Raw genomic sequence first — 23,216 nt, 5'->3', positions numbered from 1 at the left:
TTTGAAAGGACTGCCTCGATGACCCGCGTTGCCTTGTATGCCCGTTATTCCTCCGACAATCAGCGGGACGCCTCGATCGAGGATCAGTTCCGCATCTGCCGCGAGCAGGCGAAGCGTGAGAAGTGGAAGATCGTCGGCACCTACAAGGATGCGGGCATCTCCGGCGCGAGCATGATCCTATGCCCCGGCATCCAGGCGCTATTGCAGGACGCGCAGGCGGGCCAGTTCGATATCGTGCTGGCCGAGGCGCTGGACCACATCAGCCGCGATCAGGCCGATGTGGCGACGCTGTTCAAGCACCTCAGCCCAGCCTCAAACGCCGGAGAATTGAGGTGTCCATACGTTCTCAGAAGCTCACAGGCATGGAACGTCAGCGCCATCCGGGGTTGGACTACGGCCCAATTCGCGCTTCGGCGAACATGCAGCTCGATGGCGATGGGCGCGATCCGAGAGGATGCCCGGAGGCCGGACCGCTTGATCAGACGTCAGACTCGATCGGCAATGAAAAGCCGACCTTGACGCGATCCATCACGACCAAAGTATTGAAACGCCTTATGTTCTTGTTGGCGAACAGCAGGGAGTGGGTGAATTTCTCATAGGCCTGCATGTCCTGCATCGCCACGACAAGGACGAAATCGACCTCGCCGGTCACATAGTAACATTGCATGATCTCCGGAGTGGCGCGGATCGCTTTTTTGAAATCGCTGATGATGTCGGGGCGTTCGCGTTCCAGCGAAACCTCTATCAGGATCGTCAATTGATAGCCGATCGCCGCAGGGTGGATGATGGCAACCTCGGCTTCGATAATACCCTCGTCCCGCATCCGCTTTAGGCGGCGCAGGCAAGCCGAAGGCGACAGGCCCACCTCGCCCGCCAGTTCCTGCGCTGTGCGACGGGTGTCTGCCTGAACCACTTTCAGCAGCTTCTGGTCGAACCTGTCCAGTTTGAACTTACTCATCTTTTCCCGGCGGGTGGCGCGTGTCCAGGCCAGTCTGTCGCAGGCTCAACCTGTCTGAGGCGGAAGCAAAATCAAGCCGAAGTTGATCCGGTCCGGGTCAGTCGTACATCTGTCACACGGCAAGAACGATTTCTGCCACCTCGGCGGGACGTTCGATCTGGGGCATGTGGCCGATGCCGGGGAAACGGATGAGCAGGGTGCCCGCGGCCTCGACCAGACCGGCCGGAAGCGGAACGATCCGGTCGTCGTTGCCCCAGATCAGCCTGGATGGCCAGCGGTTCAGGAAGGTCAGATCCGCGGCCAGTTCCGAGGGGGCGGCGTTGACCAGCCCATCCGCGACCTGTTGCAGCGCATCGCGCACAGCTTCGTCACGCAGCCGCGACACCGCCCCGGAGACGCTTTCACGGCCCAGCAGCTCGGGGCGGGAGAACAGCATTTCCATCACGGGCTTCATATCTTTCTTGCGCCGTGCGGCCATGTATCTGGTCAGGAAGTCGGGATTGGCCCGGCCCCCGAAAGCCGGCGGCGCGATGAGGACCAACCCGGCGATCACATCGGGGTGCTGTGCCGCCACCTCGGCCGCGACGGCGGCACCCAGACTGTGCCCGACGAGACAAAGGCGGGAAAGCCCCAACGCATCAACAAAGGCCAGCACCGCCGTCGCAAGTGCACGAACCGAGCCGTCCCCCACATTCGTGTCGGACAGGCCATGGCCCGGCAGGTCGATGGCGATGGCCCGCCTGCCTGCCGGAAAGGCGGATTGGACCATCTGCCAGCTCAGGCGGTCGCCGCCGAAGCCATGGATGAACAGCACGGCGCAGGAAGCAGTTTCGTCGCCGGTCTGGATCATGCCGATACGGCCCAGGCCGGTTTCGACCACCACCGAATGCGGTGAATCATCTACCTCGTCCCCGGCCAGTCCGGCATATCCGCCGAGCGCGCTGTCCACATCGGCCGCCGACGCCCCGTCACTGGTGATGACGGCGATCGGGACCCCGACCTCGACCACCGATCCGGGCTCGACAAGAATGCGGGCCAGCGTCCCGCCGAAGGGCGATTCGAATTCGTTGGTGATTTTCGCGGTTTCTACGTCGCAAAGCGGGGCACCGGCCTCAACCGGAGCGCCGGCCTCGACATGCCAGCCGGTAACAACGCCTTCATGCATCGCCAGGCCCCATTTGGGCATGGTCACAACATGGATTCCGTCAACGGTCATCGCCGTCCCCTACAAATGCCGGGGGGAACCGGCCGGCTCCCCGGGCCGGATCCGCCCATGTGGTCTCATGGTTCAGAACAGCTTGCGGATTTCGGTCACGATCCGGTCTGCTGTAGGCAGGACGTAATTCTCAAGCTCGGGGGTAAACGGCACCGGGACATCCAGCGCTCCGATGCGCAGGACGGGCCCGTCCAGTTCATTGAACGCCTCTTCACAGATCGTGGCCGCGACCTCGGCGCCGAATCCGCCGGTGCGATGGGCCTGGTGGATCACGGCGGCGCGGTTGGTGCGCCAAACGCTGTCCATCACCGCCTTGCGATCCCAGGGTATCACGGTCAGAAGGTCGATCACTTCGCAGTCGATCCGTTCGCGCGCCAGGATTTCGGCGGCCTTCATCACCTCGGGCACCGTTCGGCCCCAGGTGACCAGGGTGATATCCTCGCCCTGGCGCTTGATGTCGGCATAACCCAGCTTGCGCGGCGTATAGGTATCGGGAACCTCGCCGACCGTGTCGTAAAGGCTGAGCGATTCCAGCACCAGAACCGGATTGTCATCCAGGATCGCATCCCGCAGCACCTGACGGATGTCGGCCGGCGTTCCGGCGGCCACCACCTTCAGCCCCGGCACATGGGTGAACCACGCTTCAAGAGACTGCGAATGTTGTGCGGCGGCGTTCAGATAGCCGCCGACACCGCAGCGGATGGTCAGCGGAACCCGCGCCTTGCCACCGAACATATAACGCATCTTGGCGGCCTGATTGACGACCTGATCCATGGCGATCGCGATGAAATCCATATGCATGATCTCGGGCACCGGGCGCATCCCGCTCATCGAGGCGCCGACCGACAGGCCGATGATGGCGCTTTCCGAGATCGGCGTATCGCGCACCCGTGCGGCACCGAAGCGGTCACGCAGGCCCTGGGTTGCGCCGTAGGCCCCGCCGAACCCCACATCTTCGCCGAGACAAAAGACCGCGGGATCAGCCTCCATCGCTTCGGAAAGCGCCTGGATCACGGCCTTGGAATAGGAAAGACGCATCACCATCCCCGAACCTCCAGGTCCGTGTAGACATCTTCCAGCGCACTGGTCGGGTCGACGCGCGGCGAATTGCGCGCAAAAGCCACCGAGGCATCGACGCGGCTGGCGGCTTCACGGCGGATCGCATCGAACAGGGCGGCATCCGCCAGGCCGAGTTCGATCAGCCGCGCCTCGGCGGTCTTGAGCGGATCCCGGGCTTTCCAGGATTCGACCTCGTCCTGGGTACGGTAGGGCTGCGGATCACCTTCGTAATGTCCTCGCCAGCGATAGGTGACGCATTCCAGCAGCGTCGGCCCCTCGCCGCGCCGCGCCCGGTCCACCGCGGCGGTCGTGGCACGGTGAACGGCCTCGACGTCATTGCCATCGACGGTTTCGCCGACCATCCCATAGGCATCGGCGCGCATCGCGATCCGCTCGATGTTCTGGTGATCGGCGACGCGGATGAAGTCGGCATAGCCGTTGTTCTCAACCACAAAGACCACGGGCAGGTTCCAGACCGCCGCAAGGTTCAGCGTTTCGTGGAACGGCCCGATGTCGGTGGCGCCGTCGCCCATGAAGGCGACCGCCACGCGGCTGTCCCCGGTCATGGACGAGGCGAGCGCCGCCCCGGCCGCGATCGGCACGCCACCGCCGACGATGCCGTTCGCCCCATAGATCCCGAGTTCCAGATCCGCCACGTGCATCGAGCCGCCCTTGCCCTTGCAAGTGCCGGTGGCCCGGCCGTAGAGTTCGGCGAAGAACCCGTCCAGGTCACAACCCTTGGCGATGACATGGCCATGGCCGCGATGGGTCGAGGTGATGATGTCGCGCGGTTGCAGCGCACGGCAGACGCCGACGCCGGTTGCCTCTTCCCCGATGTAAGAATGGATGAAACCGGGCATCTCTGCCGCTTCGAACAGACGCAGCAGGGTTTCCTCTGCGGTGCGGATCAGCACCATCATCTTGTACATGTCGAGGAGCGTTCCCTCGTTGCCAATCATGTCAGGACTCTCCCGCAAGTTTAAGGGTCAGGTTGCAATACAGCGCGCGTGCGGCGATCAGCTCGTCTATGGCTATGGATTCGTTGATGACATGGGCATGGCTCTCATCGCCGGGGCCAAGTCCGATGGTTGGAATTCCGCGCCGCCCGGCGGATTCCGACCCGTTGGTGCAAAAGCCGTAGTGGCCGACGCGGACAGGCAAGCCCGTCTCGGCAAGGCTTGCCTCGGCCGCGCGGACAAGCGGACTGTCTTCGGCCTGCGACCAGGCAAGAAGCATCCGTCGCGGCACGATCCGATCGCCGGTGAAGGCGTCAACCGGATCGTCGGTGATCCGCAGACTGAAGGCGGTGGCATCAATGCGGTCAAGCGCCGCGCGCAGCGGCGCGAGAATCAACTCTTCCGTCTCGCCAACACCGGTGCGCCGATCGAACCGGATGCTGACCCGCTCGGGCAGGGCCGAGATCGACGGCCAAGGATGGCTGAGAATATCCGTCGGAACCATGATCATCCGGCCGAACAGCGGATCGTCGGGCAAGTCCATCGCCTGAATGGCCGACAGGGCCTGTGCGGCCAAAAGCAGCGCGTTCTTTCCCTTTTCCGGATGGGCGGCATGCGCCGGAATTCCGAACACGTCCAGAATGATCTCCATCCGGCCACGCTGCGCCCGTTTGATCGTCAGGGACGACGGTTCGCAGATGATGACCCGCCGCGGCGCATAGCGGTCCAGAACCCGGCCAAGCGCGGCGCCTTCGATCACCTCCTCCAGCACCGAGGCCGAAACGGCCACTTGCCTGGTCAGACGACCACGGCGGGCCGCATCCGCCACCCCCAGGATCGAGGCCGCAAGCGCCCCCTTCATGTCAGTCGTGCCGCGTCCGTAAATGCGGCCGTCTCGGATTTCGCCCCCGAACGGATCATCCGTCCAGGTTCCGCTTGCGGGCACCACATCCATGTGGCTGTCGAACAGAAGCTCCAGCTCTGTCCCCGCCGGACCGGCCAAGCCCACGACATTGCCCAGACCGTCACGCGCGACCTCGCGATAGCCCAGATCGCGCATCACGCCTTCAACCAGATCGGCAACATCGCTTTCGTCACCCGACATCCGGCCAAGCCGCACCAGCCTGCAGGTGAGATCAACCACCGCATTGTCAATACAGCTACACCCTTGGCCGTCCATTGCGACCTCCCCGGATCCCGCATGCGTCATGCCGTTCAGGATAGGTCCACCGGTGCGGCCCAGATAGAATGCCTGCGATCAGATATTGAATAATTGGGCCGATCGGTGCGCGGAACGGGCCTAAAAAATGCGAGATGTTCAATACCTTCCCCGCCCGGGGCAATATGATGAACATGATCGGTGCAGGCGGCGACCCACAGCCATGCCATGGACAGGCCCGCAGGATGGACGGCGAATACAAGATACGGCAGTCACGATTCGCCGCCGCGCTGCGCGAGATGGGTCTTGCCGGAGCGGTCGTGCTGTCCCGCGGCGGAGCGACCTTGGACAGGTACGGCGATGTGCTCTACCTTTCGGGCTTCTACCAGAGCTATTCCTACATGCCCGAGACGCCGGGGCTTTTCACCGGGCGGGCCCATGCGGCCCTGGTCATCAATGCCACAGGGGAAAGCCGGCTTTGCCCAGCGGTGGCCGAATTCGCGCCCGGCAGTGTTCTGGCGGGCGGGATCGTCCGGATCGGCACCTTCGCCGAAAGCGTGGCGCGCGCCATGGCAGAACTCGGCATCCCGGCACAGGGAGCAGGGCTGGTCGGCGGCGATGTCCTGACATGGCAGATGCAGGGCCTGCTGGCAGAACGGATGCCCGGTCTGTCCTGGCGACCCTGCGATGAGGCGCTGCACCGTCTGCGCCGCAGCAAAAGCACCGCCGAGTTTGCAGCGATCCGTCGGGCGGCGCAGCTCCATGTCACAGCCGTGCAGGCGATGAAGGCCGCGATGGTGCCGGGCTGCACCGAGGCGGGTCTGATCGCGACATTCGCCGATGTCGTGCTGCGCGGCGGCGGCGGCGTCTACTTTGCCGTCATGTCCTCCGGCCCCGGGATCGACAGGTTGGCCAGCCACCCTGCGCCCGGCTTTTCGACGCGGCAGATCGCGGCGGGCGAGATGATGCGGTTCGATACCGGGATCGTGCTGGACGGCTATCTGTCGGATTTTGGCCGGACCTGGGTGATGGGGCCTCCCTCGGCGCCACAGGCGCGACTGCTGGATGTGCTGCATGCCGCACTTGATCGCGCCATCGCGGCGGCCAGCCCCGGCGCAACCATCGCCGATATTGCCCGGTCCGGCGACGCCGCCCTGGTCGAATCCGGGGTGGTTGACAGCGATGCGGGGCCGGGATCGCTTTATTCCGGGTTCCCGGTACACTGGGGTCACGGACTGGGCATGGGCTGGGAAAGGCCCTGGATCACGGCGGATGAAACGATGCCGATCACGCCCGGCATGTATCTGGCGATCGAGCGCACGATCACGCTGTCCTGCACTGGCACGGCTTCGGCCGAGCAGACCTTGCTGGTCCACGACGGTCATGTTGAAATTCTGACGGAGGGCGTGAATGGCCGCTGGCATTGATCACCCGAACTATCTGGCCGAGCCGGATCTCTCCGGCCACCGGATCCTGATCACCGGGGCCGGGCGCGGCATCGGCCGGGGTATGGCCGAGGCGTTCATCACCTGGGGCGCGCGTGTGGCAGTCGCCGACATTTCCGGCCCGCTGGCCGCCGATACCGCCGCCGCCTGCGGCCCGCTTTGCAGTGCCGTGCAGATCGATGTGACGGATGAATCCGCAGTGGAACGCGGGATCGAGGTAGCCTGGCAGGCCATGGACGGCATCGACCTGCTGGTCAACAATGCCGGGGTGCTGAGTGTGGCCACCGTCGCCGAGATGACGCTGGCGCAATGGAACCAGGTGATGTCGGTCAACGCGACGGGCGTTTTCCTGATGTCGCGCGCCGTCGTCCGGCAGATGCGCCATCACGCAAGGCCGGGCTCGATCCTCTCGCTGTCGTCGATCGCCGGAAGGCGGGGCGATCCCCGGCTGGCGCATTATTCGGCGTCGAAATTCGCCGTCGTGGGCTTCACGCAGGCGCTGGCGCAGGAAGTGGCGGGCGACGACATCTTGGTGAATGCGATCTGCCCCGGTCTGGTGCAAAGCGCCATGATCGGCGCGCTTGCCGCCGGAACCGGCACCACGACCGACGACTGGCTGGCAGCCCAAGCGATCCGGCGCAGCCAGTCGCCCCGGGATATCGCCTTTGCGGCGGCCTTCCTGCATCTTTCTCGCGCAGTCACCGGACAGGCGATCAATGTCGACGGCGGCACCCTTTTCAACTGACGCCCCGCCGCCCGCCCGGTCGGCCCTCGGCACCGTGGCCGAGGGAGGCATGGTCGCCACGCCACATGACGGCGCCACCCATGCGGGCGCGGCCATCCTGCGGCGAGGCGGCACCGCGATCGAGGCGCTGATTGCAGCCGGGGCAGCGCTGGCGGTGCTTTATCCGCATTTCTGCGGGTTGGGCGGCGATGCGGTCTGGATCGTTTCCGACATCCGCGGCACCAGCCGGTGCTTTCTGGCCATCGGTCAGGCAACCGAAGCCGCTGACAGCCTTTCCCGCCTGCCGCTGCGCGGCCCGGGCTCGGTCGTCACGAGCGCCTGCCTGGTTGACAGCTGGGAGCACCTGCTGGGGTTTTCGACCGGGCACTGGGGCGGAACCGAGCGTCTCGGCCCCTTGCTGGAACCTGCGATCGGCCTGGCCCAAGAGGGGTTTCCCGTCAGCGCTTCGCAAAGGTATTGGCATGACTTCCGCAAGGACGGCAGCGACGCTTGGCCCGGCTTTCACCCGCTGTTTCGCCGCGAGGGGGTGCAACGCCAACCCGACCTTGCCCGCAGCCTGCGGCTGATCGCCGATCAGGGCGCCCGCAGCTTCTATGAGGGCGAGCTGGCCAGCCGCATCATCGCAGGGCTGGCGGCGACCGGCGCTCCGTTGACCGCGCGCGATTTGGCCCGTACCCGCACGCGCGAGGCGGATCCAATCCGGCAGGACTATCGCGGGCTGACCTTGCTGGCCCCGCCGCCGCCCACGCAGGGCGCCACGACCCTGGCGATCATGGGGATCCTGCAACATTTGCCCATGGCCGATTTTCCGCTCGGCAGCTCCGGCTATTATCACCGGCTGGTCGAGGCGGTGAAACTGGCGTTTCTCGATCGCGATCTGATCGCCGACCCGGATCGGGGCGGCGATCCGACGCAACATCTGCTGGACCCCGCGCGCCTGGCCGCAAAGGCGCGCAGGATTGATCCCGGGTGCGCCTTGCCTTGGCCGCAGCCCTTTCGCACCGGGGACACCGCGATGCTGGCCGCCGTCGACGGTCGCGGCAATTGCGCTGCCCTGCTGCAAAGCCTTTATTTCGACTGGGGCAGTGGCGTGGTCGCGGGCGATACAGGTATCCTCTGGCAGAACCGCGGCGCGGCCTTCAGCCTGGACCCCGCCAGTCCCAACCGTATTGCTGCGGGAAAGCGCCCGTTCTACACGCTGAACCCTGGCTTGGCGCTGCGGAACGGGCAGCCACATCTGCTGTATGGCACGCAGGGGGCCGACGGGCAGCCACAGACGCTGGCCCTGCTGCTCAGCCTTCTCGCCGATCACGGGCTTTCGCCGGAGGCGGCATTGGTGCAGCCCCGCTTTCTGCTTGGCCGCACCTTTTCCGATCCAAACGACAGCCTGAAGATCGAAGGCGGCCTGCGCCGGGCCGAGATGGACGGCCTTGCCGCACTTGGCCATGCGGTTGTGCCGATCGACGCCCTGAGCCAGCTGGGCGGTCAGGCGGCGATCCTGCGCGTTGATGCAGATGGCTGCATCAAGGGCGCGCATGACCCGCGCAGCGACGGCGGCGCCGAAGCCGCGTAACCGCCACAGGCAGGGATCAGTCGGTCAGGGTGTCCGCGTAATACTGCCGCAGCAGGGGCATCAGCTGCGCAACCATCTGGCGCGCCTCGGCTTCCTGCGGGGTTGGCGGGCGACGCAGAAGCGCGCTGATCTCGGCCAGCACCGCGTCGCGGTCGATCCCCGTCACGCGACCGTCGCGCACCACCTGCCGCCCGTCGACGAAGACCTGGCGAACCGCCTCGCGTCGGGACCGGTGCAGCACAAGGTCGGACAGCGCGGTCTGCGGATCGGCAAACGGACGCTCGATCGTGGCGCGGTCCAGCAGCACGATATCCGCGCGCTGCCCCGGTTCCAGCCGCCCCGCAAGACCGCCATATCCCGCGGTCCGCGCCCCATGCTCGCTGGCCTGACGCAGGACCGCCGCTGCGTCCGGGCGGAAATCATACAGACCGGTGCCACGGTGCAGGGACCAGACCAGCTTGATTTCCAGCAGCATGTCGCGGTCATCGGCGATGTTCGACTGATCAAGGCCGAGCGCGACCGGCACGCCTGCGGCGACCAGAGCGGCCACCTCGGCCCGCCCGCTGCCCAACCGCAGGCCGGACGAGGCATTGTGGCAGACCGAACACCCGCAACCGGCCAGAGTCTCGATATCTCCCGGATCAAGCCAGTTGCAGTGACCGAAGGTCACGTTCTCGCCCAGAAACCCCAGACGTTCCAGATAACGGACTGCGGACATCCCGAACCTGCGGCGGGCAAACTCAGCCTGGCGACGGGTCTCGCACAGATGCATGTGGATCTGCGCCCCGGCCCGGCACGCCGCATCGGCAACCGCCTCGAGCAACTCGTCCGAGCACCAGTGCAGATTGGCGGGGGCGTAATTGACCCTCAGGACAGGATTGCCCGCGTGACGACGGGCAAGGGCTTCGTGAAACTCCAGATAAGCTCGCAGATCGGTAGTCGCGGGGTAGAGCCGTGGGGCAAGCCAGTCACGCAGCGGTGCCGCCAGACGGCTCAACAGCCCGGTATCGCCGTCGTAGGTCAGAATATTGCGGTCGCGCAGCATCACGCTGTAGCCGGCCCGCATGCCGATTTCACCATAGGCGCCGATCACGGCATCGGCGGTTTCGTGCCATGCCTCGGGACTGCCGACGAGGCTGCTGGCGATGTGGTGAACCGTCGTCGTGCCGCTTTCCAGCATCTCGATCGCGCTGAAAAGCGTGTCCAGGCGCGGCCCAACCGACCGCATCGCCCGGAACTGCGGCAGCCAGAATTCCAGCGGTTCATAGGGAACACCCGCCATCAGCGGCGTGATCCCGAAATGGTGGTGACTGTTCACCAGACCCGGCATTGCGACCAGCCCGGCACCGCCATGGCGCGGCAGATCCCGCAATTCGGGCGAAACCGCATCGGCAGGCATGACCGCGGCAATCACCCCGGCCCGGACATGGATCACGACCGCGGGGCGGGTCTGCATCTGCCCATCGGCATCGACGCCGATCAAGGCCGCGCCCGCCTCGATCAGGCAGTCGCCCGGTGGGTTCCCTGCCGTCATCACGGCCCCCGCGCGCCATCGGGGGTGAAGATCTTGCTTCTGCCGTTGTGAAAGCTCTGGCGGCCATCCTTCCAGCCGGCGATCACCGGGGCAACCTCGCGCACCGCCGCTTCGGGGCCGGCGCAATCCAGCAACACGATCGTGGCCGGTCCGCCCGGTTTCAAGCCATGGTCGGCCCCGATTGCCCGTGCCGCCATCGGAGCGACCATCGCAAAAGCCCGGGCAAGATCAGCCGGCCGCGCCAGCTGGGTGACATTGGCATGCAGATTGGCCATCCGGATCAGCGAGGCATCACCATAGGGCGTGAAGGGATTGAGCACGTTGTTGGTCGCAATCGCGGTGGTCGCGCCCTCAATCGCCAGCAGATGCAGGGGCGCCACACCGCGCGGCACCAGCCGATCATGATCACGACCGTTCAGGAAAAGATCCGTCGCCGGCAGCGCGATGAGGGAAACACCCGCCGCCGCCAAGGCCCGACCGATGCGGGCCACCCGATGCGGCGCCATGGCCGACAGGGTGGTGACATGGCCAACGGACGCCCGGCCCTGCCATCCGCGGCGCAACGTCTGCCGGACCACCTCGTCCAGCGCGCCTCCATCGGGGGACAGATTGAAATCAAGGTGGAAGTCAACGGCAACGCCATGCCGCGCCGCAAGGTCGAAGACCTGCGAAACATGCCGTTCGGGGTCGGGATCGGTATAGGGGCAGCCGCCCACCAGATCGGCCCCGTCCGCCAGGGCCGCATCCAGCATCTTCAGGGTTTCCGGCTCATTCGTCAGCCCCTCTTGTGCAAAGGCGCAGATCTGCAGATCGATCGCAAAGCGGAACTCCTCGCGCAGGCGCTTCAGCGCCGCGAAAGACCGGAAACCGGCGCGGGGATCGATCTCGACGAAACTGCGCATCCGCACGGTTCCATGCGTGATCGCGCGCGATATCACGCGGGCCGCTCGGGCATGGACATCCGTTTCGGTGAACCCCGACTTGGCGACCGCGGTCAGCCGGACAGCCTCGCCCAGTGTCCCCTCGCAGATCGTGCAGCGATCAAGGATACCGGCCTTGTCCAGGTGGATGTGGCTTTCGACAAACCCTCCAAAGGCGAAAGCGCCTTGCGCATCGTAGACAAGCGTCCCGGGCGCGCGAAGCCCGGGACCGATGCCGACGATCCGCCCGTGACGGATGGATATGGCCACCGGGCCGTCCACCCCGGCCACATGGGCATTGACGATCCGCAGGCCGGGACGACCCTCGGTTCCGGCAAGGATCAGGTCTTCGGTCAAGTCCCGCGCGTCCATCGCGATCAATCCACCGCCGGATCCGGGGTGAAGACGCCTGTGCCGGGTTGATAGCGAATCCCGACCCTCTCGCCCACCGCCGGGCTGTGCGCCGCTGCAAGCCGCAATTCCACCCCCTCGGCGACTGCAACGCTGACCAGCGTGGCGGATCCGGTGAACACCAGATCGCGGACCTCGCCGTGCAGATCGCCCTCGCCCGGCGCGGTGAGCGAGAGTTGCTCGGGCCGGAATGAAACGGCGCCGGCATCGCCCGGCGATGCCGGCTTGCGCGCATGGCAGGCAAAGCGGTCGCTCCAGCCGAAGGATGTCACCACCCGCACCATCGTGCCCTCGCGTGCAGTGACCCGGCAGGACAGGAACGAGGCTTCGCCGACGAACTCGGCCACAAAGCGGGTCTGCGGCCTGAAATAGATCTCGCGCGGGGTGCCGACCTGCTCGATCCGGCCGCGGTTCATCACCACGATGCGATCGCTCATCACTAGGGCTTCTTCCTGATCATGGGTTACAAGGATGAAGGTCGTGTCCAGCCGCCTCTGGATTCCGCGCAGCTCCAGCTGCATGCGTTTGCGCAGGCGCAGGTCCAGCGCCGCCAGAGGTTCGTCCAGCAGCAGGATCGCCGGTTGCATGACGATGGCGCGCATCAGGGCGACGCGCTGGCTCATCCCGCCGGATAGCGAGGTGACCGGGCTGTGACGATGTGCCGACAGTCCCACCATCTCCAGTGCAGCATCGACGCGTTCGCGGATCTGCGCCGGGGCGACGCCCGCGGCTCGCAGCCCATAGGCAACATTCTCGAACACATCCAGATGCGGGAACAGGGCGTAACTCTGGAAAACCATGTTGAAAGGGCGGCGTTCAGGGCGCAGGCGGGTGATGTCGACGCCCCGGCTGTAGATCCGGCCGTCCGTGGTGTCGTTGAACCCGGAGATCACCCGCAGCAAAGAGGTCTTGCCGCAACCCGACGGCCCGAGAAGCGTGATGAACTCACCCTGATCGATCGACAGGTCAACCGGATGCACGGCGGGTTGCCCGGCGTAGGATTTCGAGACGCCCCGCAAATCCAGGATCGGCGGCCGTGCCAACGCGGGGCCGGTTTCTTCATCCGGTTGCAGCATGGAAATCCCTCCACTTCCGGGTCGAAGGGGACTGCAGATGCTTCGCCGGCCAGTCAGGCGGCATGGTCATCCCCCGTTCCGTCCCCGTTGGTCACGCGCAACAGCGCCGCAATGGCAATGTCCAACTGTGCCGCGATATTGCCACCCTGATAGGTCTCGGTCCTCTCGGGTGGCACTTCGAAATGCCCGTTATACAGAAGATCGCCGGTGTTCAGCAGAGCGGCCACCTCGACCCCCCTGGCCTGACCGACGGCGAAGGCCGACGATGCCTCGTTGTTGACGACAAGACAGCCCTCGGCCCGGAAAGCTTCGACCCGCGGCAGCGTCTGGCGGAAATGGGCCATTGTCGTCCAGACCGGCCCGATATGCACGGTTCTGTCGCGGCTCTGCGCCTCGACTGCGAGGGCATCCGAGAGGGCGGCTGCGGCGAACGCATATCTCGATGGCGGGATATAGTGGCACGACACGCATTCGTCGCGCAGGGCTTTGGTCGCCACCACGAGGTCGTTCACCGCAACCCGGGGCGAGATCGATCCCGACCCGCCCAGGAAGATGACCTTTCGCGCACCAAGCGCAATCAGTTCGTCCAGCCCCCCTGCCGCATAGGACCCCTTCCCGGAATAGCCGATAACCATCGGCACGCCGTCCACTTCGAACCGGGCAAAGGGATGGTCCGCCAGGGTGAAGTCATCCACCCTGGCGCCATGGCGGCTGACAGCCAGGTCAAAGATCGGGCGCGTCACGGTCTGGATCGCCAGCGGTGGCAGAACCGGAATCGGACGGCCATTCAGACGGCTGCAATAGGCAAACCAGTCGGCCGGCTCAAAGGCAGAGGGCGCATCGGTCGTATCCCACAGCACCGGGAAATCTTCAGGGAGCCGGGTCATGCCATCACTTCTCCAGCAGGTGCGGTCTCTGGGCCGCCGTCGCGCGGCGCTCAAGGTAGCGAAGCCACAGCGACGTCAATCCGATCAGTGCCAGCGTCCCGACCAGCATCAGGATCGCGACGGCATTCAGCGCGGGGGTCAGGCCGGTCCGCATCCGCGCAGCGATCCAGGCCGGCACGGTCACATCACGCCCGATAGTGAAATTGGTGACCAGAAGCTCGTCCAGTGACATGGCCATGGCCAGCACCCCTGCGCCCAGCAAGGCGGGCAGAAGGATCGGCAGCGTGACTGTCCGCAGCACCCGCAAACGCCCCGACCCCAGGTCAGCCGCCGCCTCGATGATGCGCGGATCGATCCGCTCCAGCCGGATGCGCAGGGTCTGGACGACATAGGGCAGGACCAGCATCGTATGCGCGGCGGCGGTCACCAGATATCCCAGACGAATGCCAAGCGTTACAAGGATGGTCAGCAGCGCCACCCCAAGGACGACGCCAGGCACGATCATGGGCAGATAGGTCAACCCCAGAAAGGACGGCTTCAGCGCGAAGTCCCGCCAGGCAAGCGCGATGGCCGTCGGCAGCCCCAAGGCCACGCCACCCAGAATGGTGATGGCCGCGATCTTGACGCTGGTCAGCAGGGCCCTGTGGAAATCGGGGCTGGTCAACACCTCGCCGTACCAGCTCAGCGTTACGCCGGTATAGGGCAGGCCGGGGTTGCGGGCCTCGTTGAACGAAAAGACCAGCACAGTAACCAATGGCGCAAACAGGCAGACAAGCGTGACGATCGTCACGGTCTCGGCCACGGGCAGACGGGGAAGGCTCATCCGGGCTCCAGACACCGCAGCGATCCTGGCCAGCCCGGCCGGTATCCGCCGCGCGATCAGCGTCACAAGACGCTCGGCCAGGGCGAAACCGCCAATGAAGACGGCAAACCCCGCCAGCATGGCGAGCGACAGCGCTGCGCCGAACGGATAGTTGTTCGCGGCGCCGAACTGGTCGGCGATGATCGTGCCGATCATCTGGCCGTCCACTCCGCCCACCATGCGCGGCGTCACGTAGTCCGACGCGATCAGGATGAAGACAAAGAAGAACGCTGTCCGCACCGCCGGCCGGGACAGCGGCAGCAACACATGGACCAGCGTGCCGAAGTGTCCACGCCCCAGATCGCGGGAAGCCTCGAACAGCCGGGTGTCGATCCCCTGCATGCCGGAAAACAGCAGCAGTATCACGATCGGCATATACAGATAGACCAGTGCGATGATGATCGTGGGATAGCCGTACAGAAGCCAGCTGATCGGCGTCTCGATCAGTCCCAGCCCAAGCAGCGATCGGTTGATCAATCCGTTGGTGCCGAGAATCGTCGTCAGCGCATAGACCCTGACGATATAGCTCGCCAGAAGCGAGGCCATGATCAGCAGAAGAATGCGCCGCCCCCAGGCCTCGAACCGGAACACGATGGCATAGGCGACGACATATCCGACCAGAACCGCGATGACCGAGGCGATCGAGGCAGCAAGCAATGTCTTCAGCAACACGCCGCGATACAGCGGCGAGGTGGCCAGTTTGGCGAAGTTCTCGAAGGTGAATGCGGGCGTCACGCTGAAGAAATCCGCCCGCCAGAAACTGTAGACGACCAGCATGGCAAAAGGGGCGATGACCAACAGTGACAGATAGGCCGCGGCCGGAATGGCGCTTGCGGGCATCAGCACCCGGCCTTCACCTGCATTCTGTCCGCTGATCACTGATATATGAACCTTCTCTGAGACCGAACCCATGCCTCGGATGCTCGAGCTGCGTCCTGGTATCGCCCGAGCCGATCCCGGCGGCATCAATGCGCCGCCGGGGACAGCAGTTACAGTGCCTTGAATTCGTTCCAGGCAACCATCCATTCCTGGAACGGAACATCCGGGCCATCGGTTTCAACCGTGACGCCGGGCAGCATCGGGGCAAGTTTCAGCGCCTCTTCCGCCGAGCCATAGCGCAATTCCGGCGTGATGGCCGAAATTGCCGCGTCGTTCACCGGGAAGGCAAGGCTATAGGCGGCAACCGCCAGCTGTGTCTCGGTCGACAGGCAAGAGTTGATGAACTTGTAGGCGGCGGCCTTGTTCACAGGATCCTTCACGACCATCAGGCAGTCGATATAGCTCCACGCCGCAAGCTGCGTCAGCTGCAGGCTCTTTGCGCCCGCCTCGCGCGACAGGGCAAGCGAGTTGGAATAGGCCGGGAAATCAACCCAGATATCGCCTCGCGACAACAGTCCGATCTCATCGCCGGCGCCATGGATCGTCAAGACCTGCGGCTTGAAGGATTTCAGCAGCGCAATGGTCTTGTCGAATTCCTCACGCGTCAGGTTGTTCGGCCGCTTGGCCCCCGCGAAGATCGCAAAGGTCGTGATCACGGCATAGGGATCGTCCGGCAGGCCGATCTTCTTCGTCAGCTCCGGGGCCAGAGATCCTCATAGCTGGCGGGCGCCTTGACGAAATCGGCGTTGTATTCGAGGTAGCCATAGCCCCACATGAAGGGGATGGCGTAGATTTCTCCATCGCGCCGGATCACCTCGGCATCACGGAACATCGGGGCGACCAGATCCCAGTTCGACAGCAGGCTGGTGTCGATCGGCTCGATCCTGTCAAGCTTGCGGAGTTGATCGATCATGCCCTGATAAATGATCAGCGCATCAAACGTGCCGGCCTGCGTGGTCTTGACGATCACGTCCTCGTTGCTGGTGTTGTAGGCCCAGTTGATATCCAGTCCAGCCGGCCAGGTGTCGCGCACCTGATACGGTTCGGCCCCGATGAAGTTCAGCGGGCCGGTTGCCGCGGCGATGTCCTCTTGCGTCAGCCCAGCGGCTTGCGCGCGCTTCGGCAGCAGGCTGCCCGCCGCGACCATCCCCGCCATGCCACCCAGCAGCATCCGTCGATTCATACCGAGGGGCGGCCGATTGAGCGTCCTTTTCTGCATTTTCCTGTTTCCCTGTGTTGTGCCCCGCCGTCAGCGAAGAATGATGAGGGCCTGCCGACCGGGGCCGCGGCAGGCAAAGCTCTGTTCGGCTACCGGGCCGCGGCCGCGCCTTGTCGGCGTGCGGCGCTGCGATAGGCGGACGGCAGATCCCCGAAATGCGCCTTGAACGACCGGGTCAGATGTGCGGCATCTGAAAAGCCGCAATCAAAGGCGATGGCTGTCACCGTCTGCCGGGTCTGCAGCAGGCTTGCCCGGGCTTGCTCCAGGCGGATCCTGCGATAGAGCGCGGCGGGCGTCGCCTCGACCTCCTGCAGGAAGCGCCGGGTCAGTTGGCGCACCGGCAGGCCGACGCGGCCGGCGATATCGCCGATCGAGATCGGCTCGCCGATATTCTGGCGCATCAGTTGTATGGCCCGCGCCACCTGCTGACCCACAGCCGGTCCCGCGGCAACCGCCAAATCCTGAGTGGCGATCCGCCCCACCGCGGCGAGGGTGGACCGGCCGCCAGCCAGGCAGGTCAGAATCGGGCCGTCGGCGATCAACTCGACATCGGTCTCGATCTCGCTATCGGGGAAAAGCTCGGCAAATCGCGGACGATGACGGGACACGACGACGCAGCGCCGCCCCGACAAGAGCCCCGCAGCGGCCAGGGCGAAGACACCCGTTCCGATACCGATCAGGGGCAGCCCATGACCGGCCGCCCGAACAAGCAGTGCAAGCGAAGCGGTGGCAAAGGTGTCCGGCGGCGCGTCGCCGCAGGTGACAGCCAGACAATCCATCCCGTCAACATCCACCGCTGCCCTTTCGCGCCGAAAGGAAACGACCTGGCGCGATCCGTGCACCGGCTGCTCGCACGACAAGACGGCGAATTCCGGTAGGTGCCTGGCCCCTGCGGCCGGCAGATCATGGCGGCCTGCGTTCAGGGCAGCCGCCAGCCAAGCCATGCGGGCCGCTGGAACATCGCCCACCGCCATCAGCGCAAGCTTTCCGGCAGCACGGGTTGCGGCAGGCTCCGGGATCGACGCGGCCAAGTGCCGATCTTGGGGGAAAGCGCACCATTTGGAGGAAAGCTGAGCCATTGTCGCCCTTTCGCGTTTTGCTTCCGACCTACCGCCCGTCCTCCCAGCGGGTATGGTGGCCGTCCCATGTCACCGTCCGTTGATCACCATCTCGGCGGACCGACCGACGATCCGTTCGAAGGCAAGGCCATCGGTTGCGCCTTCACTGCCAATCACCACCACGCGCGCATTCTCGCTCAGACCCAGCGTCGCGCACAGAATCGGGTTTCCGGCTGCAGCCATCACCCCCGCGGTTGCGGCACAGCCGGATTCCCCGGCAATCAGCGGCGGATCGCCATCGACACCCTGCGCCAGCATCCGCATCGCCAGGGGCGCGGCCTCTTCTGCAAGGGCCAGGACATCGTCGACCACATGCTGCATGATCGTCCAGGCGGGCGCCGAGACCGATCCCGCGGCAAGACAGGCCATCACTGTCTCAGTGCTGCCCGGAACCTTCGTCGGCACGCCCGCCAGAATGCTGCGAAACACGCAATCGGCGCGCTGCGGCTCTACGACGATGATGCGAGGACGCGCGGGGCCGAGCCTTTCCCAGAAATGCCCGGCAAGCGCCGCAGCCAGACCGCCCACACCGGCCGGCACGAACAGATGGGTCGGCGCCACACCGTCAAGCTGCGTCAGAATCTCGTCCGCTATCAGCGTATAGCCCTGCATCACCAGTGACGGGATCACGGCATCGGGATCATCCGAGGTGTCGGCAACCAAGGCCCAGCCATTCGCAAGGCTGTCGCGGGCGCAGGCGGCCACCGCATCGTCATAGCCGCCCGGAACGCGCACGATCTCGGCTCCGAACCTAGCGATTTCGTGCTCGCGCTCCGCGCTGACATGCTCGTGCAGATAAATCTTGCAGCGGCAGCCAAAGGTGCTGGCGCCCCAGGCCACCGATTTTCCGTGGTTGCCGTCGGTTGCGGTGGCAATGGTCACCGACGCGATCAGATCGCGCGATTCCCCCGCGATGATCGCCGCGGTTCCGGGGAAGGGCACGCGACCTGCCGCTTCCAGCCGCATCCGAAGCGCGGCCAGAACGGCATAGGAGCCACCCAGTGCCTTGAAGCTCGCCAGCCCGAACCTGTGGCCTTCGTCCTTATAGTGCAGTTCGCTCAGCCCAAGCCGCCGCCCCAGCCCGAACATCCTGACCAAGGGTGTCGGGAGATAGCCGGGCCAGGCCGCGATTTCAGCCTTTGCAGCCTCGAATCCAGCGATGCTGACGACCTTTCGTTCAGCATCTCCATAAGGCCGATCGTACGTGGCTCGTTCATTGCTGGCCAACTGAACAGGAACCAGGAGCTGGGACATTTCGACTTCCGCAGGAGAGCGTGCTCCGGTCAGTCTATGAGAGCGCGATGCATTGATTGCGCTAGTATCGGGAGATTATCGCTTGATTTTTGCATTATCATGCAAAAATCACTTGAAATCGTCATATTCCGTTGCCTCCGGTGGCGGCTTCGGGCGTTGTCGCGCGGCGACACCGGTCCTGATCGCTCGCCTCGTCCCGGCGTTCTCGCGGCGCCGCATGGCGCAAAAGTCGGCCAGCGGTGGAGTGGGCCCTTCGGGGCGAACAGGTTGGCTGAAGAGAACTTACCGGTGCGCCGGGCTTTCGAAGGATGGAAGCCATGGGTGAAGTGTTTGCTCCCATGGTTTGATGGTGCGATCCTTTCGTTGGAATGGAAGGAAGCCGTATGGGACAGGTTCGCCATGGGAGCGCCACGACCACGCACGCCGTCCGAGCTACAATACAGCGATCGCAGGCTTCGCTCGCGCAGCTGAGCCGGGAACTGGGCATCAACCCGAAGACGGTGGCGAAGTGGCGCAAGCGGGTATCGGTCGAGGATCTGAAGACGGGGCCGAGGCAGCCACGATCCACCGTCCTGACCGAGACAGAGGAGGCGATGATCGTCGCCTTCCGGCGTCACACGCTGCTGCCGCTGGACGACTGCCTCTACGCCCTGCAACCCATGATCCCGCACCTGACCCGCTCGGCGCTGCATCGGTGCCCGCAACGGCACGGCATTTCCCGCCTGCCCGATGTCGAAGGGGACAAGCCGAAGCGGCAGCGGTTCAAGCGCTATCCCATAGGCTTCTTCCACATCGACATCGCTGAGGTGCGAACCGCTGAAGGCAAGCTCTATCTCTTCGTGGCCATCGACCGCACCAGCAAGTTCGCCTTCACCCGGCTTGTCGAAAAGGCCGGGAAAATGGCTGCTGCCCAGTTCCTGTGCGACCTGATCGCTGCCGTTCCCTATCGGCTGCACACGGTGCTGACCGACAACGGGGTGCAGTTCACAAATCGGAGCCGCGACATCCATTCCTTCGAGCACATCTTCGGCCGCGTATGCGGCGAGCACGACATCGAGCATCGGCTGACAAAGCCCAATCATCCGTGGACCAACGGCCAGGTCGAGCGGATGAACCGCACGATCAAGGAGGCGACGGTGAAGCGGTTCCACTACGACAGCCACAGCCAGTTGCGGGCGCACCTTGCCGACTTCATCGCAGCCTACAACTTTGCCCACAGACTCAAGACGCTGAGCGGTCTCACGCCCTACGAATATATCTGCAAGGTCTGGACTTCAGAGCCAGACAGATTCATCGTCAACCCGATCCACCAGATGCCGGGACTGAACACCTAGAGCTGGGACCCATAAGCGCACAACCAGATGCGTGTTGCGGCGAGCTTGACGAGGGCGAGGAAGTTGGCGTCGTGTTTCTCGTAGCGGGTGGCGACGGCCCTGTAATGCTTGAGCTTCGAGAAGAAGCGCTCGATCCGGTTGCGTCGTCGGTAGGCGTCGCGGTCGAGACGCGGCGGGGCGGATCGCCGCGGGATCGGCTTGATGACGGCCTTGGCGCCGACAGCGGCCAGATGGTCGCGCAGTCGGTTGCTGTCGTAGGCCCCGTCGGCGAGCAGGGTCCTGCCCGGCCCGACCGTGCCCAGCATGTCGTCCGCCGATCGCCCGTCACCCGCCGGACGTTCGCCTGGCTCAGCACCAGCTTGTCGATGGGCGACGGACCGAACGATGCCGGTTCCTCGCGCTTCCGGCTGATCCGCGCCGTCGAGGATGCGCTACGCCGCCTCCAGACGGACTATATCGACCTTCTGCAACTTCATGCCTTCGACGCTGGCACGCCGGTCGGCCAGCACGATATCGAACTGTCCGGCCTGCGCGTCCTGCAACAGCATCTGGATGCCGGACCGCAGGATCACGCTCGCGCCGGAGATGCTGGCGTCCTTATAGGTGCCGACTACCTTCCACTTCTCACGCTTCGCCTGACCTCCGTCACATCGATCCTGTCATATGCCTTGTGGGTGCCGATCCACTTGATCCAGACGATGGCCTTCTCGAAGTCGACCGCCACCACAAGGCGATAATCGTTGCCCTTGACCGGCAACGCCACCCCCCTGCAACGTGATTTTCAATGCCGATTGCATCCAGGCGATGCGCTCTTTCGAGAGCCGAGGCCTTCGATGGTGGTGATCGCGATACCTTCGACCCGGATGGCGGGCACGAGGCAGCTGTGTACCAGCTTGCCGTCGAGATGGACGGTGCAGGCGCCGCAGTCGCCGGCGTCGCAGCCCTTCTTCACGCCGAACCAGCCGAGTTCGCGCAGGAAAGTCCGCAGGCACTGCCCCGGCCGTGGGGCTGCATCATGATCCCGGCCGTTCACGCGGAAGGTCATCGGATCGCCCCGGCCAGCTCGTCCCGGATCTCCCGGGCGAAAAGATGCGTCATGTGGCGGCGCCAGTCGGGCCGCCCGTGGATGTCGTCATAGTAGAGGGCAGGCTCGATGCGCATGTCGATCGCCCGTGCGAGGTCGTCGGCGGAAGGCGGCGCGTCGAAGTCGAGGCGCACCGGCCGCCGCGTCGACGCCGTGACGGTGAGCGCGAGGTCCCCGCCCGCGCCCGAAGTCCCGATGAGGAGCACGCCCGATCGCCCGAGCGGCGTCAGGCTGGCGCGCCGGAAGGCGGCCCGCCGGACCAGCGCGGCGCGCGGCAGGTCGATCCGGCGCAGCACCTCGCCGGGCACGAGGTCGGGCTGAAGCGGGCCGCGCACGAAATCGACGACCGGCACGCGCCGCTCACCGCCATCGGGCGTCCAGATCGTGCAGACTCCGTCGAGCGCCACCGCGAGCGAGATCATCGGCCCAGCAGGCAGGCCCATGCAGAGGTTGCCGCCCACCGTCGCCATGTTCCAGATCTTGAACGACGCGAGGAAGGCCCGGCAGCATCGGCCGATCAGCTCCGCGCCGATCCAGGCCGCGGGCGGCTCGAAGGCGTCGAGCGTCGCGACCTTGCAGGTCGCCGCGATGGCGAGGCCGTCCTCGGTGGCGGCCAGCGGTGCCCAGCCGAGGGAGGTCAGGTCGATCAGCCGCCGGAGCGTCGGTTGCGGCTCCGAGAACAGCCATGTGCCGCCGGCGAGACAGGCGTCGCCGGGCTGGTGCACAGGGAGGCCGCCGCGATCGGCGGGGCGGAGATGGCTCGTGATCGCGTTGAGGTCCATGGCCTTGGCTTTCGGTGCACGGCCATACTGCCGGATTCGCTTTGCTCTTGCCGCTTCTGATTTCAGCGCAGATCGTTGCCGGAACGGCAGCGATGGAGAACGTCATGGAGCCGACCGGAAAACTCGCCCGCCCGCGCGAGCAGGCACTGTCTCCGGCCCTGCTCGCGCGGGCGTTCCACCAGCCGGCTCTCGTCTATTTCCGCACCACCGCCGAGCTTCCAGTCGGTGCGCGAATGCGCCCGACGGCTGAACGTCGCCTCCTCGGCCGTCTCGCGCCAGATCGGGCAGCTCGAGGATGCCCTCGGTATGGCCCCCTTCCAGCGCGGTCACCGGCGTCTCAGGCTGACGGCGGCGGGCGAAATCCTCTACCGCCACGCCAATCGCGCCATCGCTCCGATCGAAGCGGCGGTGTCGGAGCTCGACATGCTGCGTGGCCTGCGGATCGGCTCGGTCCGCATCGCCACGGCCGAGAGCGTCGGCGTCTCGTCTCCTTCCTGCCGGCGCTGATTGTCGCCTTCAGCCGGCGCTATCCGACCCTCCACGTCGATGTGGAAGTGGTCCCGGCCCGAGGCGTCCTCACCCGCCGTCTCGACGGCTCGGCAGAGATCGGCTTCGGCTTCCTGACGCGACCCGAGCGCGCGCTGAAGATCATGGTCCACCGTGAAATCCGCGGCGGCGCCCTGATGCGCCCGGACCATCCGCTCGCCACCGCGCCACGAACGTCCCTCGCGGACTGTTTCGCCCA

The 23,216-nt window shown here is 65.3% G+C and carries 25 protein-coding genes and 1 pseudogene; 7 read left to right on the top strand and 19 right to left on the bottom strand.

Features of this window, described 5'->3' with window-relative positions; translation table 11 throughout:
* The first annotated feature begins 18 nt into the window (after positions 1-18).
* Positions 19-519 (top strand): recombinase family protein, encoded by a 501-nt coding sequence (locus QM699_RS16705; RefSeq protein WP_415012162.1) that lies wholly within the window; start codon positions 19-21, stop codon positions 517-519.
* Here the strand turns inward: QM699_RS16705 and QM699_RS16700 are convergent.
* The 5 genes from QM699_RS16700 to QM699_RS16680 form a co-directional block, all read right to left on the bottom strand.
* Positions 479-958: an Lrp/AsnC family transcriptional regulator gene (locus QM699_RS16700; RefSeq protein ID WP_415012161.1), complete on the bottom strand. Its 480-nt coding sequence runs from the start codon at positions 956-958 to the stop codon at positions 479-481. The genes QM699_RS16705 and QM699_RS16700 overlap by 41 nt on opposite strands.
* A gap of 112 nt (positions 959-1,070) precedes the next feature.
* On the bottom strand, positions 1,071-2,174 hold the full coding sequence (locus QM699_RS16695) for an acetoin dehydrogenase dihydrolipoyllysine-residue acetyltransferase subunit (RefSeq protein ID WP_415012160.1): 1,104 nt from the start codon (positions 2,172-2,174) through the stop codon (positions 1,071-1,073).
* A gap of 72 nt (positions 2,175-2,246) precedes the next feature.
* Positions 2,247-3,218, bottom strand: coding sequence for an alpha-ketoacid dehydrogenase subunit beta (locus QM699_RS16690; RefSeq protein WP_415012159.1), 972 nt, complete (start codon positions 3,216-3,218; stop codon positions 2,247-2,249).
* Positions 3,212-4,192, bottom strand: coding sequence for a thiamine pyrophosphate-dependent dehydrogenase E1 component subunit alpha (locus QM699_RS16685; RefSeq protein WP_415012158.1), 981 nt, complete (start codon positions 4,190-4,192; stop codon positions 3,212-3,214). Before QM699_RS16685 ends, QM699_RS16690 begins: the two co-directional genes overlap by 7 nt.
* A gap of 1 nt (position 4,193) precedes the next feature.
* Entirely contained in the window at positions 4,194-5,369 is a 1,176-nt protein-coding gene (locus QM699_RS16680; RefSeq protein ID WP_415012157.1) for a YgeY family selenium metabolism-linked hydrolase, read from the bottom strand.
* A 134-nt stretch (positions 5,370-5,503) separates the two neighbouring features.
* Between QM699_RS16680 and QM699_RS16675 the strand changes: the two genes are divergently transcribed.
* Genes QM699_RS16675 through QM699_RS16665 form a run of 3 tightly spaced genes read left to right on the top strand, consistent with a single transcriptional unit; the run spans position 5,504 to position 9,111 of the window.
* Positions 5,504-6,775 carry a M24 family metallopeptidase gene (locus tag QM699_RS16675; RefSeq protein ID WP_415012156.1) on the top strand — a complete coding sequence of 424 codons (1,272 nt, stop codon included), beginning with the start codon at positions 5,504-5,506 and terminating at the stop codon, positions 6,773-6,775.
* The gene (locus QM699_RS16670; protein ID WP_415012155.1) at positions 6,759-7,538 is read left to right on the top strand and encodes an SDR family NAD(P)-dependent oxidoreductase; all 780 of its coding nucleotides are present in this window, start codon (positions 6,759-6,761) and stop codon (positions 7,536-7,538) included. The genes QM699_RS16675 and QM699_RS16670 overlap by 17 nt, the downstream gene beginning before the upstream one ends.
* A 49-nt stretch (positions 7,539-7,587) precedes the next feature.
* A complete protein-coding gene (locus QM699_RS16665; RefSeq protein WP_415012154.1) occupies positions 7,588-9,111 on the top strand; it encodes a gamma-glutamyltransferase family protein in 1,524 nt (507 codons plus the stop codon).
* Between the two features lie 16 nt (positions 9,112-9,127).
* Here the strand turns inward: QM699_RS16665 and QM699_RS16660 are convergent, their stop codons facing one another.
* The 9 genes from QM699_RS16660 to QM699_RS16620 all read right to left on the bottom strand — a co-directional run bounded on the left by QM699_RS16660 (position 9,128) and on the right by QM699_RS16620 (position 19,271).
* Entirely contained in the window at positions 9,128-10,645 is a 1,518-nt protein-coding gene (locus QM699_RS16660; RefSeq protein WP_415012153.1) for an amidohydrolase family protein, read from the bottom strand.
* Positions 10,645-11,922: an amidohydrolase family protein gene (locus tag QM699_RS16655; protein WP_415012152.1), complete on the bottom strand. Its 1,278-nt coding sequence runs from the start codon at positions 11,920-11,922 to the stop codon at positions 10,645-10,647. Before QM699_RS16655 ends, QM699_RS16660 begins: the two co-directional genes overlap by 1 nt.
* 20 nt (positions 11,923-11,942) lie before the next feature.
* Entirely contained in the window at positions 11,943-13,052 is a 1,110-nt protein-coding gene (locus QM699_RS16650; RefSeq protein WP_415012151.1) for an ABC transporter ATP-binding protein, read from the bottom strand.
* Positions 13,053-13,105: 53 nt separating this feature from the next.
* Complete coding sequence (locus tag QM699_RS16645) at positions 13,106-13,939, bottom strand: hypothetical protein (RefSeq protein WP_415012150.1); 834 nt, start codon at positions 13,937-13,939, stop codon at positions 13,106-13,108.
* Between the two features lie 4 nt (positions 13,940-13,943).
* Complete coding sequence (locus QM699_RS16640; protein WP_415012149.1) at positions 13,944-15,680, bottom strand: ABC transporter permease subunit; 1,737 nt, start codon at positions 15,678-15,680, stop codon at positions 13,944-13,946.
* Positions 15,681-15,790: 110 nt separating this feature from the next.
* On the bottom strand, positions 15,791-16,336 hold the full coding sequence (locus QM699_RS16635; RefSeq protein WP_415012148.1) for a hypothetical protein: 546 nt from the start codon (positions 16,334-16,336) through the stop codon (positions 15,791-15,793).
* Between the two features lie 35 nt (positions 16,337-16,371).
* Positions 16,372-16,851, bottom strand: a complete 480-nt coding sequence (locus QM699_RS16630; protein WP_415012147.1) for a hypothetical protein — start codon at positions 16,849-16,851, stop codon at positions 16,372-16,374.
* Positions 16,852-16,988: 137 nt separating this feature from the next.
* Positions 16,989-17,978, bottom strand: coding sequence for a GlxA family transcriptional regulator (locus tag QM699_RS16625; RefSeq protein WP_415012146.1), 990 nt, complete (start codon positions 17,976-17,978; stop codon positions 16,989-16,991).
* Between the two features lie 69 nt (positions 17,979-18,047).
* Entirely contained in the window at positions 18,048-19,271 is a 1,224-nt protein-coding gene (locus QM699_RS16620; RefSeq protein ID WP_415012145.1) for a diaminopropionate ammonia-lyase, read from the bottom strand.
* A gap of 383 nt (positions 19,272-19,654) precedes the next feature.
* Between QM699_RS16620 and QM699_RS16615 the strand changes: the two genes are divergently transcribed.
* Positions 19,655-20,605 (top strand): IS481 family transposase, encoded by a 951-nt coding sequence (locus QM699_RS16615; RefSeq protein WP_415012144.1) that lies wholly within the window; start codon positions 19,655-19,657, stop codon positions 20,603-20,605.
* Here QM699_RS16615 and QM699_RS16610 read toward each other — a convergent pair.
* Positions 20,602-20,991: a transposase gene (locus tag QM699_RS16610; protein WP_415012784.1), complete on the bottom strand. Its 390-nt coding sequence runs from the start codon at positions 20,989-20,991 to the stop codon at positions 20,602-20,604. The two genes, QM699_RS16615 and QM699_RS16610, sit on opposite strands and share 4 nt — an antisense overlap.
* On the opposite strand from QM699_RS16610, the pseudogene QM699_RS16605 reads away from it, so the two are divergent.
* Positions 20,971-21,051 (top strand): annotated as a pseudogene (locus QM699_RS16605) (hypothetical protein); the annotation flags it as partial. The gene QM699_RS16610 and the pseudogene QM699_RS16605 sit on opposite strands and share 21 nt — an antisense overlap.
* On the opposite strand, the gene QM699_RS16600 reads toward QM699_RS16605, so the two are convergent.
* From QM699_RS16600 to QM699_RS16585, 4 genes are read right to left on the bottom strand one after another with little or no spacing between them, the layout of a single operon-like run.
* The gene (locus QM699_RS16600; RefSeq protein ID WP_415012783.1) at positions 21,037-21,192 is read right to left on the bottom strand and encodes a hypothetical protein; all 156 of its coding nucleotides are present in this window, start codon (positions 21,190-21,192) and stop codon (positions 21,037-21,039) included. The pseudogene QM699_RS16605 and the gene QM699_RS16600 overlap by 15 nt on opposite strands.
* A 23-nt stretch (positions 21,193-21,215) precedes the next feature.
* Positions 21,216-21,329 carry a type II toxin-antitoxin system HigB family toxin gene (locus QM699_RS16595; RefSeq protein WP_415012782.1) on the bottom strand — a complete coding sequence of 38 codons (114 nt, stop codon included), beginning with the start codon at positions 21,327-21,329 and terminating at the stop codon, positions 21,216-21,218.
* Positions 21,330-21,386: 57 nt separating this feature from the next.
* Positions 21,387-21,650, bottom strand: a complete 264-nt coding sequence (locus QM699_RS16590) for a (2Fe-2S)-binding protein (RefSeq protein ID WP_415012143.1) — start codon at positions 21,648-21,650, stop codon at positions 21,387-21,389.
* Positions 21,647-22,471, bottom strand: a complete 825-nt coding sequence (locus QM699_RS16585; protein WP_415012142.1) for an FAD binding domain-containing protein — start codon at positions 22,469-22,471, stop codon at positions 21,647-21,649. The genes QM699_RS16590 and QM699_RS16585 overlap by 4 nt, the downstream gene beginning before the upstream one ends.
* A 225-nt stretch (positions 22,472-22,696) precedes the next feature.
* Between QM699_RS16585 and QM699_RS16580 the strand changes: the two genes are divergently transcribed.
* Positions 22,697-22,978 carry a LysR family transcriptional regulator gene (locus QM699_RS16580; protein WP_415012141.1) on the top strand — a complete coding sequence of 94 codons (282 nt, stop codon included), beginning with the start codon at positions 22,697-22,699 and terminating at the stop codon, positions 22,976-22,978.
* Positions 22,979-23,216 lie beyond the last annotated feature (238 nt).

Origin of the sequence: Amaricoccus sp., assembly GCF_047602525.1 — a bacterium.
Taxonomy (GTDB): Bacteria; Pseudomonadota; Alphaproteobacteria; order Rhodobacterales; family Rhodobacteraceae; genus Amaricoccus.
The sequence above is the reverse complement of the archived record's forward strand: the minus strand, read 5'-3'. Positions and strand labels throughout refer to the sequence as shown.